This window comes from Burkholderia sp. AU6039, assembly GCF_002223365.1.
In the GTDB taxonomy this organism is placed as follows: Bacteria; Pseudomonadota; Gammaproteobacteria; order Burkholderiales; family Burkholderiaceae; genus Burkholderia.
In genome coordinates this window covers 775,354-789,131 of the sequence record NZ_NKFK01000003.1, presented here as the reverse complement: position 1 = coordinate 789,131, position 13,778 = coordinate 775,354, and the positions used below count along the sequence as shown (strand labels likewise).

The window sequence follows — 13,778 nt, the reverse complement described above, 5'->3', positions numbered from 1 at the left end:
CCATGGCCATGACCACAGGCCCCCGCGACGGCGCCGAGCACGACGAGACCATGTCGTCCATCAACACGACGCCGCTGGTCGACGTGATGCTGGTGCTGCTGATCATCTTCCTCATCACGATTCCGGTGGTCTCGCACACCGTGCCGGTCACGCTGCCCAAGGAGGCCGTGCAGCCGCTGCACACGACGCCGCAGAACGTGATTCTCGCCGTGACGAAAGAAGGCGACGTGTTCTGGGACGAACGGCGCGTGCCCGATGCCGCCACGCTCGTCGAGAAACTCAAGGCGGTTGCCGTGCAGTCGCCGCAACCCGAAGTCCACATCCGCGGCGACCTCGATGCACGCTACGCCGCCATCGGCCGGGTCGTGTCTGCCTGCCAGCGGGCGGGCATCGTCAAGGTCGACTTCATCACCGAACCGCCGCCGCGCCAATGATCCCTTCATACCGACCAGGAGACCCGACATGGCCATGACGATGCCCACCGGCAACGCCGACGAAGCCGACGTGATGATCGAGATCAACACCACGCCGCTCATCGACGTGATGCTGGTCCTGCTCATCATGCTGATCCTCACCATTCCGATCCAGACGAACGCGGTCAAGCTGGACATGCCGACCGGCGCGCCGCCGTCGCAACCGCGGCCACCGCCGGTGGTGCAGATCGATATCGCGGCCGACGGCGTCATCGCATGGAACGGCGAGACGCTGCGTTCGCGCGAGCAACTGGAAACGCGCTTGCACGACGTCGCCGTCGACCCCGCGCCGACCGAACTGCATTTGCGGCCCGACAAGGCGGCGCCTTACCGCGCCGTCGCCATGGTCATGGCGTCCGCGCAGCGGCTCGGCGCGAACCGCATCGGGCTCGTGGGCAACGAGCAGTTCATGCAGTAACCGCCTTCTCATCACGGAGCCCTCATGTTCGACTCCAACCCCGATGTGCTCGCCCCCGTGGCGGCCTCGAGCCCGCCATCGGATTCACCGGCCGGGCCACGCGCCTGGTTCGGTCTCGCGATTCTCGTGGTCGTGGCGTTCTTCGCGTTCGTCGACCGTCAGATGCTGATCCTGCTGACGGAACCCATCCGCCACGATTTCGGGCTGACCGACACGCAAATCGGCCTGATGCAAGGCGCAGGCATCGCCCTGTTCGCCGGCGTGGCGTCGTTGCCGATCGGCTGGGTCGCCGACCGCGTGGACCGCCGTGTCGTGCTGGTTGCGTGCGTCCTCGTCTGGAGCGCCGCCACCGCGATTTGCGGCATGACCACCCACTTCTGGCAGTTGTTCATCGCCACCGTCGGGCTGGGGATCGGCGAAGCCGGACTGGTGCCGGTGATCTACGGCCTGATTCCCGATCTGTTCCCTGCGCGCCAGCGCGTGCTCGCCAATGCGATCTTCGCGCTCGCCAACCTGTTGGGATCAGGGGCGGGGATGGCGCTCGGCGGCGCACTGATGCACGGCATCGCGGCGGCGCACGGCGTGTTGCCGGCGGGACTCGCCGATCTCGAACCGTGGCGGCTCGCGTTCTTTGCCGTTGCGTTGCCCGCCCCCGTGCTGGCCGTGCTGATTCTGCTGATTCGCCCCGGCAAGCACGGCGATACGGAAGCAGCCACCGCGCGTCACCGGACTTCCGCGCCGCTGCCGTCCGCACCGGTCTACTTCCGGCGCGAAGCCCTCATGATGCTCAAGTTCTTCGGCGCCATCGGGCTGGTCAACCTGTCGTTCGGCGGTGTCGCGACATGGATGCCGGTCGTGGCGGTGCGAACCTTCGGCGCGACACCGGCTGAAGCCGGCGGCGGCATGGGCGTGGCGGCAATGGCCGGCGGCATCGCGGGTTGCGTGCTCAGCGGACTCGTTGCCGGCCGCATGCGAGCGCGCTTCGGCGTGCTCGCGCCATTGCGTGTGTGTGAATGTGGCGCGCTGGTCGCCGGCGGCCTATCCTTCCTCTATCTGGCCGTGGGTTCGCTGACGCCGGTCTACGCCCTCTTCGGCGCACAGCTCGCCTGCATGGTCGCGGGCATGGTGCTGTTTCCCACCCTCATGCAGAACATCTGCCCTGCCCACCTGCGCTCGCGCGTGGCGGCGATCGGCGCCCTGACGTCGATCGTCGTGCAGTCCGGCAGCCCCGTGTTCATCGGGTTCATGTCGGATCGTCTGCAAGCGTTCAGCCAGGGCTTGCTGTGGTCGATCGTCTGCGTGGCGGCGTTCGGCTTCTTTGCCGCCTGCCTGTTGATGCGCACGGCGGGCCGCGGTGTGCGCGACGCAATCGAACGCTATGCGTGATTCCCTTCCTCCTTCCGCTCCCATGTCACCCCGCCCGCTCTCACTCTCGCTGCGTATCGAACGTTGGCCGTTGGCTGCTCCGTTCCATATCGCCGGCCACGTCATCGACGCCGCTCGCCTCGTGAGCGTGACCGTCGACGACGGGCACCACGCCGGCAACGGCGAAGCCTCCGGGGTCTTTTACCTCGGTGAAACGCCGGAATCCATCGCCGCGCAAATCGAGCGCGTCCGACCATCGATAGAAGCGGGCATCACGCGCGCGCAGTTGCTCGACGTATTGCCGCCCGGCGGCGCACGCAATGCGGTCGACGCGGCATTGTGGGCGCTCGAATCGCAACGGCAAGCGATGCCTGCCTGGCGCATCGCGGGCCTCTCCGAGCCGCGCCCGTTGCGAACCACGATGACGATCGGCGTGGATACGCCGAGTGCCATGGCCGGTGCCGCGCGGAGATTGCGCCACGCGCGGGCGCTGAAGGTCAAGCTGGACGGCAGCGCCGCCGACGCCGCGCGCCTCTTCGCCATCCGTGACGTGCGCCCGGAAATACCGCTCGCCGTAGACGCGAATCAGGGCTGGTCGCGCGCGCACTTCGACACGATGCTCCCCGTGCTGCAACAGCTTGATGTCGGCATGCTCGAACAGCCGTTTGCGATCGGTGCGGACGCCTGTCTCGAAGCAATCGATTGTCCGGTCCCGCTCGCGGCCGACGAATCGTTTCAGGATCTCGGCGACCTGTCCGCCGTCGCGCGCCGCTACGACATCGTCAACCTCAAGCTGGACAAATGCGGTGGCCTGACGCGCGCGTTCGATCTCGCCGTGCATGTACGCGAAGCGGGCTTGTCCGTGATGGTCGGTTGCATGGCAGGCACCTCGCTGGCGATCGCCCCCGCGTTTCTGCTCGGGCAACTGTGCGATCACGTCGATCTCGACGGACCGATCTTCCTCGCACGCGATCGCGAGCCGGGTGTCGCGTACATCGACGGCCTGCTGCACTGCCCGTCCAACGTCTGGGGCCACGCTGGCCCCCCTGCCTCCTCTCGCTGAGCCATCGACATGACATCCGACTCATCCACCACGACGATGCAGCTCGACACGCTGTTCGCGCGTTATCACCGCGCCGACGCACCCGGATTGATCGCCGGCATCGTGCATCGCGACCAACTGCTGTATCGGCGTGCGTTCGGCCTGGCCAGCCTCGAACACGGCATCGCCAACACGCCGGCCACCCGCATGCGCATCGGCTCGGTCAGCAAGCATGTCACTTGCCTCGCCGTGCTGCTCCTGTGCGAGCGCGGCGCGCTCGACGCCGATGCCCCCATCGGCACATATCTGCCGGAACTACCGCCTGCCGCGGGCCGACCGACGCTGCGGCAATTGATGTCGCATCGCGGCGGGCAGCGATGCGCACTGGACCTGGCGCTCCTGACGCAGGGTCTCGCGATGTCGCCGCCTGGCGCGTTCCTCGCATCGCAGCAACGTCAACACGACGAAAATTTTCCGCCGGGAGAACGCATGATGTATTCGAACGGCGGCTATCACCTGCTTTCGCTTGCCGTCGAACGTGCGAGCGGGATGCCGTTCGACGCGTTCCTCGCGACCCATATTTTCGCGCCCTTGCTCATGCATGACACCGCGTGCGTGCCCAACGACATGACGATCGAGCACGGCATCGCGACGATGCATGTGCCTGACAGCATGGGCGGATTCCGGCGCGGCATCTTTCCGACGTGGGAACTGCTCGGCGAAGGCTCGATCGTCTCGACCGTCGACGACATGCTGCGATGGACCGCGCACCTGCGATGCAGCGAGAAGATCGTCGGCAACGCCGACACCTGGCGCCAGATGCTGGCGTTGCCCGTATTCTCCAGCGGTCTGCGTAGTCAATACTCACTCGGTCTCACGCAGAGCACCTATCGCGGTGTCGAGCTGATACAGCATTCCGGTGGCGTCGTAGGTGGAACTTGCCAGATGCTGGTATCGGTGGCACATGGGCTCGACGTCGTATTGCTCAGCAACGGCGCGCTCGACGCACCGCTCGAACTGTCGAAGCGTGTGGTCGATATCGTGCTGGCGGACGAGCTGGATGGCGATGGCCCGCCTGTCGCGGCGCGCGCCGCAGATCACGCAGCACGCCTTGGCCGCTACCGGTCGGCCCGCAGCGGCGCCGTGTATGCACTGGAGGATCATGAAGGCGCGCTGGTATTGGCGGGCCCCCTTTGCCCCAGACGCCCGATGACGCTCTACGACAGCGCCGATGAACTGAACGACGTCCAGGTCGAAGCGAGCGGCGACGGCCTGCTGGCGCTGCGATGGGGATCGTCCTGCATACCGAACGATCTCTCCAGCCTGCGCATCGTGCATTGCGGTCACGTCGACACGTTCGCACGCGTCGGCGAACCGCCCGCGATGACGCCGGATCTCGTCGCCGCGATGTCCGGCGTATTCACAAGCCACGACGCCGATGCCCACGCGATCATTCGGCTCGACAACGAAGCCCTCATTCTTCGCCTGCACGGCGCGGTGGGCCGTTGCGACTACCGCCTCACGCCATTGGCCCACGATGCTTTCGAACTGGTGCCGATCGATCCAGTGAACCTCACGACCGGAATGCTTACGTTGACGCGCGACGCAACGCGCGGCGACATGACCGGCTTTCGCGTCGATACGCCGCGCACCCGGCATCTGGCCTTCACACGGGTACACGCCGACGCCTGACGCTGGCCGGCGTCGGTTGACGCCGGCACGTATTCACTTCACCGACGCAAACGGATTCGACACGCGCGGCCAGTAGTTGAGGTCGCGAAGCCGATAGTCCAGTTCGGCGAAGTTCATCGAGAGCGCCCCTGGTGCGGCGATATGAAAGACGGCCTTCGAACGCGGCGCGAAGTCGGTCTGGAAATGCTGCGTCGATTTCACGACCACCAGCTTCTTGCCGGCGAAGTCGATGCCCAGGCCGGTGAATGCGTCCACGCCGAGCACCTGGGTGCGAACCGATATCAGCGCGATGTCGAGCCCGTTGTCCGCTTCCACCCACACCGCCCGGCCGAGCGGTTGCTCGAGGCCCATGATGCTTTGCGTATGCCGCTCGACCACGTTGCGGACGGTGACGCGCAGGTCCACCGGATCTCCGGAGTACACACTGCATTTGCCGCCGATGCGCAGATTCAGCGTGGCCCCGACACCCGCGTCCTTGCAGATCTGGATGGCGCCGAGATCCCAGAAACACCCGATCGCAACGTTGGCAATCCGTCGCTCGACCACGCGACGCAGAATGAACGTGCTGTCGCACGGGGCGCCGCCGCCGGGATTGTCCGCGACATCCGCCAGCACGACCGGGCCGCCCTCGACCGCCAGCGCGCGATCCAGCCCGGCATCGATATCGAGCCAAGCGGGGCGTGTCGCGTCGCGCAACGCCCAGAACTCGCGCGCCAGTTGCGCCGCCAGCGCGTCGGCCTTGACGAGATCGTCGTCCGTCACCACCCAGAGTTTCGCGCCGGCTTCCGGCACGTCGCCCCACGGGAACCCATGGCCGAGCGACACCGACAGCACGCCGTCGCGCCCTTCGAACGACTGCATGCGCCGGACGAACCCCGCCATCGGTTCGCGGGTGGTGTGCCAGGCGCCGACCATCCGGCAGTCGAACACGCCGATCGTCGGACGGATGCGTCCGGCAGCCATATCGAGCGTGAGCCGATAGGCGTCGCGCGCCCGATCGACGGCGTCGATATGCGGATACTCCTTGTAAGCGATCAGGACATCGGCCGACGCCTTCATCAATTGCGTGAAATGACAATGCGGGTCGAGCGTGACCGAGATCGGAACGTCGGGGCCAACAATGGCGCGCACGCCGGCGAGCAGGTCGCCTTCGCAATCGTCGTAGCCCTCCGCCACCATCGCGCCGTGCAGCAGCAGAATTACGGCATCCAGCGGCAAGGCGGCCTTTACGCCATCGAGAATGTCGTCCCTCAGGGACTCGTAGACCGCGCGAATCGTGCGGCCTGACGGCTGGGCTTCGGCACACAGGCCTTCGACGATGTCGTGACCGTCGGCCTGCGCGAGGCGCCGCACTTCCGCGAGCACGTGCCCCACGCCGTCGGGCTCCCGCACACTCGCATCGCCATGAAAGATCGCGTTCTCTTCGAAGCCGCCCCATCCGGTCGGGCACGGAGCAAAGGTATTGGTTTCCGTCGAAAGCTGAGCCGTGAATATCTTCATGACGAGGTCTGCCGAATGGGAGTGAAGGACGTGAATCGACTATAAGCACCCGCTATTTCCGCTTTGTGAGCAGTCTGTATCAAGCGTGAAACAGAGCAGTACCAACGGTCGCTCCGGGCCCTTCTCCCTATCGACGCGGCAACGTGACCTGTGCGACCAGCCCGCCTTCCGGACCGTTGCGCAACACCAGTTCCCCGCCGTGACGCTTCACGACGTCGTTCGCGATGGCGAGGCCCAGCCCCGTCCCGCCCGTGTTCCGGTTGCGCGAACTTTCCACCCGGTAGAACGGCTCCAGTGCGCGCTCCAGTTGCGACTCCGGGATGCCCGGGCCGTGATCGACGATCTGGATCCGCACGCACGACGGTGCGTCGATCAGGCGGATGTGCGCGTCTTCACCGTATCGAATCGCGTTGGCGACCAGATTCGTCAGGCAGCGCTTGAGGCCCAGCGGCTGCGCCGAGATCGGCGGCACCTCACCACTGATCGTCACTTTTTGACCGTGTTCGGCCGCATCTTCCGCGATGGCATCCACCAGTGCATTGATATCGACCGGACTGAATTCCTCGACCACCTCTTCATTGCGCAGGAACGACAGGGTGGCTTCCAGAAGCTGCGTCATCTCGTCGATGTCGTCCCTGATCCGTTCGCTCAATTCGGCATCCTGAGCGGAGCGAAGACGCAGCTTCATGCGCGTCAGCGGCGTGCGCAAATCGTGTGATACAGCGGCGAGGAAGCGGTTGCGCTCACTCATTTGCCGCCGCAGCGAGGCCTGCATCGTGTTGAACACGCTGGCGGCCTGACGTGCCTCGACAGGACCGATTTCCCGGATGGGCGGCGCATCGATATTCCTCGACAGCTCGGCGGCTCCGACGGCCAGCGTTCGGAACGGGGCGGCCAGCATGCGCGCGCCGATCCACGACGAGATCAGCGCGGGCATCACCTGGATCATCACCGCGGCGCCCCACTGCAACGCCGCGCTCATCCCGGGCGGCGGCTTGAAGGGCGCGGTGCTGTAGAGCTTGAAGAGCAGCAGGCCGGCACTGATCTGCATCACGAGGATGATCGAGATCATCACGAAGAACAGGCGATAGAAAGCCGAATCGAAGCGGGGTTTGTGCATGGTCCTGGCCGACGGCGAGCGATGGCGTCGATTATCGCCCGTGAATGTAGGGGCCATGTGAGCCCTTTATTGCAAACCTGAAACAAGTCTTCGTCCCGGTTTTGCGCCGCGTCGGCCGGCGTGGCGGCCCCGCTCCGTCACCAATCGTTTGTATCAGCACCGATACAAACGCCACATGAACCAGAAATAACCGGCACTTACCGTTCACCCTGAGTTGCGCTACACGGCATCGCGTTCAGTCGATTGCAAAACCAGGAGGAGACAATGGTGAGGATGAAAAACCGGACGAAGCACACGGCGGTTTCGGTAACGCTACCGCTACGGCACGGCAGACGTTACGCGCCGCTCTTCGTCGGCCCCGTATTCGGATTGGCATCGTTGGGCGTGCACGCACAGGAACAGGCGCGAACGCCCGCGACGACGCAGCAGGTCGCCGCGCCTGATGCGGCGTCCACCGCGACGCCTGCCGCCGCGCCCGGCGCCGCGGCGCCGAATACCCCTCCGGCCGAGGTGACGAAGGTGCAAGGCAACGGTGGCGCGACGCTCAATACCGTCGTGGTGACCGCGACACGCCGACGCGAACCGGCTCGCGAAGTCCCCATGCAGGTCAATGTATTGTCGGCCGACGAGCTGCAGAAGAGCGGCGCGAAAACGATGTCCGACTTCCTGTCCTCGGAGCCGGGCGTCGACTTGAACGCCAGCGGCGGCAGCGGGTCGGGGCAGGTCAGTATTCGCGGCGTGACGACCGGTGTTCAGACGGGGCCGACCGTCGGCATGTATGTCGACGACGTCGCGTTCGGCGGCAGCACGCTGTTCTCCCAAAGCGCGACGTTCTCGCTCGACATGAGCCTGCTCGACCTCAACCACGTCGAAATCCTGCGAGGTCCGCAGGGCACGTTGTATGGCGCGGGTGCGATGGGCGGCTTGCTGAAATACGTGACCAACGAACCGGACCCGAGTCAGTTTTCCGGGCAAGTCGGCACCGGCGTAGCGGGAACGGCGCATGGCGGGGTGAGCGGGACGGCCAACGCCGCGTTGAATATCCCGCTGAAGACCGACGTTGCCGCGCTGCGCGTCTCCGTGTTCGGGCAGCACGATGGCGGGTATGTCGACGCAGTGGGCCCCAAGGCGGACACCCACATCGATCGCGGCGACACCTACGGTGCTCGCGCGTCGCTGCTGCTGACGCCGACCCGGGATCTGACGGTCCGGCTGACCGCGCTCTCGCAGAACATCAATCGCAACGATCCGAACTACGTTGAATATGGCGCCGACGGCAAGCCGGTCTGGGGGGACCTGACCACGCGACAGTTCGCCCCGCAGCCCTTTCATCAAAACATCCAGCTCTATTCGGCCGGGATCGAATACGAGCTCGGCTGGGCGCGCCTGAACTCGATCACGTCGTATCAAAGGATCAACACGAGTGCGCCGCAGGACCTGACCGGCGTCTACGGGCCGCTATTTGCCGCCCAAGGGCTGAACCTGGGTTCGGTGGTCGCCAAGGATGTGGCCACCACGAACAAGGTGACCCAGGAGTTTCGCCTGACTTCGCCGGGCAACCAGCGACTCGAATGGCTGGCCGGCCTCTTCTATACGCACGAGCGCAGCCATTCGAGCGAAGGCTTTCTGACGACCTTGCCCGATGGCTCGCCCGGCCCGGACCTGTCGGAGCTCCAGGCGCCCAGCACGTACAACGAGTACGCGGCATACGGCGACCTGACTTATCACCTGACGCCGCGCCTTTCGCTGACCGGCGGCGTCCGGATCGCCCACAATACCCAGACCTACGAACAGACGACCTACGGCACGCTCGCCGGCCCGACCCAGACCATCTCGGCACCGTCGTCGGACACCAGCAAGACCTACATGTTCACCGCGCGCTATGCGCTGACCGCCAACAGCAATGCGTATGTCCGCATCGCCAGCGGATACCGGCCCGGTGGCCCGAATGCGCTGCTGATCGATCCGCTCACCGGCATGCGCGCAGCGGGTAGCCCGACCTTCGCACCCGACACGCTGTGGAGCTACGAGGCGGGCTACAAGGCCGACCTGCTCGACAAGCGGCTGTCGCTGGAAACGTCGGTCTACGACATCGAGTGGAAGAACATCCAGCAGCTCGGCACGGTCGATGGCGTCAATCAGGTCATCAACGCCGGCAACGCGCGCATCAAGGGCCTGGAGTTCTCCGGCACGTTCCGCCCCACCCCGCACTGGAACTTCAGTGCGAACCTGTCGCTCATCGACGCCAGCCTGACGAGCGGCAACGCTAACGCGGGGACGACGGCGGGCGCGCCATTGCCGAACTCGGCCAAGGTCGCCGCCACGCTCTCGGGCACCTATCTGTTCAGCGCGCAAGGGTATCCGTCGTATGCGGGTGTGACCCAACGCTTTGTCGGCCGACGTCATAGCGGGTTCGACGCCAGCTCGGGCCGGCCGGATTATCCGTTGCCGGGCTACGCGATCACGGATCTGCAAGCAGGCGTGGATTTCAGGAAATTCAGCCTGGCGTTCTATGTTCGCAACCTGTTCGACCGTCGCGCGTTGATCGCGGCCGGCACGTCGCTGATACCGATGGGCGGCCCGGCGCTCGTCAGCGTGATTCAGCCCCGCACGATCGGCGCGGCGCTGACCGTTCCGTTCTAAATCATAGGGATACCTAAAATGACTCAAGCATCGCACGACATCGCCGAGCAACTGGACACCCTTTTCGAACGCTTCAACAAGAGCGACGAACCCGGCCTCGTCGTGGCCGTCGCGCATCGAGGCGAAGTGCTCTACCGGCGAGGCTTCGGCATGGCAAGCCTGGAACACGGTGTCGCCAATACGCCGGCCACGCGCTTGCGCATCGGCTCGACGAGCAAACACTTCACCTGCCTTGCCGCCCTCCTGCTCGCCGAAGACGGCAAGCTCGACGTCGACGCCGGGATCCGCACGTACCTGCCTGAACTGCCGCTGCTCGCAGGCGACCCCAGCTTGCGCCAGCTGATGACGCATACGGGCGGCTACCGCTGCTATCTCGATCTCACGCTGCTCGCGCAAGGCGTCGCGACGTTGCCGCGCGGTGGCGTGCTGGCGGCGCAAGTCCGGCAACGCGACGTCAATTTTCCGCCGGGCGAGCGGATGATCTACTGCAACGGCGGATATCACCTGCTGTCGCTCGCGATCGAGCGGGTCAGCGGCATTCCCTTCGAGACCTTTCTGAAGGCGCGCATCTTCGACGTGATCGGCATGGTCGACACGGAATCGGTCGCCGACGACATGCGCATTCGCCCGCGCATGGCGACCCAGCATGTGCCGGATGGAAAAGGCGGATTCATGCGCGGCCTCTTTCCGACGTGGGAAGTGCTCGGCGAAGGCGGGATCGTGTCGACGGTCGACGACATGCTGCGCTGGCTCGCGCATCTGCGCGGCCCCAAGCGGGTCGGCAGCGAAGCAAGCTGGCGCCAGATGCTGACCCGACCGCACTATTCGAGCGGCGCGGAAGGCGTCTACGCGCTCGGGCTGATGCTCACACCCCATCGCGACGTGGAGGTGCTGCACCATGCCGGCGGGGTGTTCGGTGGGTCTTGTCAGATGTTGACGGTGGCCGAGCACGCACTGGACGTCATCATTCTCACGAACGGCGCGGCAGTCAATCCGGTTGAAGTGGCCACGCAGATAGTCGATATCGTTCTGGGCGACGTCGTCCTTGGCGCGAAGCCCGCCGCGCCGTTGCCGACGGCAGGGCACGAAACCTTGCTCGGCAGGTACCACTCGCGTACGTCCGGGACGTATTGCGTGATCGGCGATCACGACGGGCAGCTCAACGCGAGCTTTCAGAACGTCCAGCAGATGCCCCAGGCGCTCATCGAGACGGAGGCCGGATTGCGGGTAGACGACGGGACAGGCAGAGCGCTGCTGATCAAACCTCGAGCGTCGACGGCGGCGGCTCGCGTGACGGCGATCGAGCTGGTGGACTGCGGTCACGCGGAGACGCTCGAGCGCTTGCCCGATCACGCGCCCTCGCTCTCCGATGCGTCGGCGGGCCTGGCGGGCGCGTATCACAGTCACGATGCCGCGGCACGTGCGACGATCGCCGTGACGAACGGTGAACTCACCCTCACCATGACCGGCGCCGCCGGCAGCGCCGGCTACCGGCTGGAACCGGTGGCCGACGACATTTTCACGTTCGACCCTGCTGGTCAGATGGCCGTCATGCACGGCGTCTTGACGGTGGAACGCTCGGGTCACGAGGTGACGCGCTTTCGCATCGACACGTCGCGCACGCGCAACCTGGACTTCGTGCGCGAGGGGCGTGATTCGTAGGGATCGCGCCGCTGATGGCGGTGGCGTCGCCGTTCGGTCGTCGATAACCCCACCCGATGCCACGCCACAAAAACAAAAAACCCGCGAGCGCATGGCTTCTCGCGGGCTTTCGTCCCTTCATCGAATCGCGCTGAAAGCGATCGTGGTGCCGGGGACCGGACTCGAACCGGCAAGCCAGTTAAGGCGGCGGATTTTCGTCACACTGCTTCTTTCAAAGCCGGCGTCGCGTGCGCGATGCCGTTCGTGCGCTGGACTATGCCTTCGCCGTCGCGCGCGGGCTTTACCTGCTGCCCATGCGCCTTAGGCGCCCCCCGTCTAGTCTCTACACCTTCCTCGCGGATGCCGCGAGGCTTGGCTCGGCGTTGCCTCGATGCGCGCATCAGGGGTTTCGCCGAATTTGAAGGGTTCTGCACCGACCGTTTCCGACCGGGCACTCAATCGTTTAAGTCCGCTATGTTTACCAATTTCATCACCCCGGCAAGAGGGCGGACGCGATTCTACCATTGCTTGCCCTTGCGTTCCCTTATTCCGCGGCGCCGCATCACGACACCCACGGATTCATCCTTTGTCGTCGATGCCGCAACACCGCCGCCAACGATTTCCTCCCGCGCCGCAGCATCCCCGATACAATCGAGTCCGCGTCGTCCGACGGACCTATCCGTCAGACGTTTGTGTCGTGCTTTTCGCGAAACAAGCGTCGCCTAAGTCATCGCGAAGTCACAAACGTTTTCGATAATTTTCCGGCCGAAAACGTTTACATCGCAAGCTTTCATGACCTCGACCATCAAGGACGTCGCTGCCCTCGCGGGCTTCTCGATCGCCACCGTCTCGCGTGCGATCAACGCCCCGCATACCGTCAGCCCCGCCACGCTGCAAACGATCCGCACCGCGATCGATACGCTGCAGTTCCGCCCGAGCCCGCTCGGCCGGCAACTGCGCGGCGAGCGCACGCGGCTCGTCGGCGTCGTCGTGCCGACGTTGTCGAACCCCGTGTTCGCCGACTGCCTGCAAGGCATCGACGAACTCGCGACCGCGGCCGGCTTCAAGCTGATCCTGATGACGACCGAATACGACGCGGCGCGCGAGCGCCACGCGATCGAGACGCTGCGCGAGCAGCGCGTCGAAGGGCTGATCCTCACCGTCGCCGATGCGGATACCCACCCGCTGCTCGACATGCTCGACCACGACGGCCCGCACTACGTGCTGATGCACAACGACACGCAGCGTCGCCCGTCAGTGTCGGCCGACAACCGCCGTGCCGCGTATGACGGCGTGCGGCTGCTGACCGCGCGCGGCCACCGCCGCGTGCTGATGCTGGCCGGCTCGCTCGCCGCGTCGGATCGCGCACGCCAGCGTCATCTCGGCTATGCGCAGGCCCTCGACGAAATCGGCGTCGCCACGCTGCCGCCGGTCGAAGTCGACTTCAACGCGCCCGAGCTGCCCGACGCGGTGCTCGCGCATCTCACCGCGCACGCGACGCGCCCGACCGCGCTCTTCTGCAGCAACGACCTGCTCGCGATGGTCGTGATGCGCGGCCTGCGCCGCGCGGGCTTCTCGATTCCCGACGACCTGTCGGTGCTCGGCTTCGACGGGATCGCGCTCGGCGAACTGCTCGCGCCGCCGCTCGCGAGCGTCGCGACGCCGAACCGCGACATCGGCCGCCACGCATGGCAGCGTCTCGTCGAATGCATCGGCGGCGCAGCGATCGAACGCACATCGCTGATCCTGCCGCACGTAGTGCGCGACGGCGCAACCGTGGCGCCGCCGGCCACCGACCTGCAATTGCGCAAGGCCTGAACCCGCGCCGCACACCCTGCACACCACCACCCCACCCCAGCGCCTCACCCTCGCCCGGAGACCTAC

Annotated in this window: 10 protein-coding genes; 8 read left to right on the top strand and 2 right to left on the bottom strand. The window is 65.7% G+C overall.

All coding sequences use genetic code 11. The features are described from left to right. The first annotated feature begins 2 nt into the window (after positions 1-2). From CFB39_RS06355 to CFB39_RS06335, 5 genes are read left to right on the top strand one after another with little or no spacing between them, the layout of a single operon-like run. The gene (locus tag CFB39_RS06355) at positions 3-434 is read left to right on the top strand and encodes a biopolymer transporter ExbD (RefSeq protein ID WP_089472473.1); all 432 of its coding nucleotides are present in this window, start codon (positions 3-5) and stop codon (positions 432-434) included. A 28-nt stretch (positions 435-462) separates the two neighbouring features. After that, a complete protein-coding gene (locus CFB39_RS06350) occupies positions 463-891 on the top strand; it encodes a biopolymer transporter ExbD (RefSeq protein ID WP_089472472.1) in 429 nt (142 codons plus the stop codon). 24 nt (positions 892-915) lie between these two features. Next, entirely contained in the window at positions 916-2,277 is a 1,362-nt protein-coding gene (locus CFB39_RS06345) for an MFS transporter (protein ID WP_089472471.1), read from the top strand. Then, positions 2,270-3,319, top strand: a complete 1,050-nt coding sequence (locus CFB39_RS06340) for a dipeptide epimerase (RefSeq protein ID WP_089472470.1) — start codon at positions 2,270-2,272, stop codon at positions 3,317-3,319. The genes CFB39_RS06345 and CFB39_RS06340 overlap by 8 nt, the downstream gene beginning before the upstream one ends. Positions 3,320-3,355: 36 nt before the next feature. Next, positions 3,356-4,990, top strand: a complete 1,635-nt coding sequence (locus CFB39_RS06335; RefSeq protein ID WP_179257646.1) for a serine hydrolase — start codon at positions 3,356-3,358, stop codon at positions 4,988-4,990. A 33-nt stretch (positions 4,991-5,023) separates the two neighbouring features. On the opposite strand, the gene CFB39_RS06330 is transcribed toward CFB39_RS06335, so the two are convergent. Both CFB39_RS06330 and CFB39_RS06325 read right to left on the bottom strand, forming a co-directional pair. Beyond that, entirely contained in the window at positions 5,024-6,490 is a 1,467-nt protein-coding gene (locus CFB39_RS06330) for a M81 family metallopeptidase (RefSeq protein WP_089472468.1), read from the bottom strand. Positions 6,491-6,617: 127 nt separating this feature from the next. Then, complete coding sequence (locus CFB39_RS06325) at positions 6,618-7,610, bottom strand: ATP-binding protein (protein WP_089472467.1); 993 nt, start codon at positions 7,608-7,610, stop codon at positions 6,618-6,620. Positions 7,611-7,853: 243 nt separating this feature from the next. Here CFB39_RS06325 and CFB39_RS06320 point away from each other — a divergent pair, with 243 nt between their 5' ends. The 3 genes from CFB39_RS06320 to CFB39_RS06300 all read left to right on the top strand — a co-directional run bounded on the left by CFB39_RS06320 (position 7,854) and on the right by CFB39_RS06300 (position 13,712). Beyond that, on the top strand, positions 7,854-10,253 hold the full coding sequence (locus CFB39_RS06320) for a TonB-dependent receptor (RefSeq protein WP_256991358.1): 2,400 nt from the start codon (positions 7,854-7,856) through the stop codon (positions 10,251-10,253). Positions 10,254-10,271: 18 nt separating this feature from the next. Further along, positions 10,272-11,915, top strand: a complete 1,644-nt coding sequence (locus CFB39_RS06315; protein ID WP_089472465.1) for a serine hydrolase — start codon at positions 10,272-10,274, stop codon at positions 11,913-11,915. A gap of 771 nt (positions 11,916-12,686) precedes the next feature. Further along, entirely contained in the window at positions 12,687-13,712 is a 1,026-nt protein-coding gene (locus CFB39_RS06300) for a substrate-binding domain-containing protein (RefSeq protein ID WP_089472463.1), read from the top strand. Positions 13,713-13,778 lie beyond the last annotated feature (66 nt).